The following is a 232-nucleotide window of genomic DNA, read 5'->3' on the forward strand; positions in this document are numbered from 1 at the left end:
CCGCCCGCCCCGCCCGCACCAAGGGCGTCATCGTGACCGACGAGGGCGAGGGCGGCAAGCAGCTCGCCGCCTACCTCGCCGAGCAGAAGTTCATCTGACGGGCCGCCGGGAACAAGGGATACGGAGCACAAACCCATGAGTGAGATCCTGGTCCTCGTCGACCACGTTGACGGCGCCGTGCGCAAGCCCGCCCTCGAACTGCTGACCCTGGCCCGCCGCCTGGGCACCCCCT

2 pseudogenes are annotated in these 232 nt (G+C 70.3%); both read left to right on the top strand.

The annotated features are described in order from the left end of the window. Positions 1 to 98 (top strand): annotated as a pseudogene (locus OO57_RS43405) (electron transfer flavoprotein subunit beta); the annotation flags it as partial. Between the two features lie 37 nt (positions 99 to 135). Beyond that, positions 136 to 232 (top strand): annotated as a pseudogene (locus OO57_RS43410) (electron transfer flavoprotein subunit alpha/FixB family protein); the annotation flags it as partial.

The organism is Kitasatospora phosalacinea (assembly GCF_000717185.1).
Classification (GTDB): domain Bacteria; phylum Actinomycetota; class Actinomycetes; order Streptomycetales; family Streptomycetaceae; genus Kitasatospora; species Kitasatospora phosalacinea_A.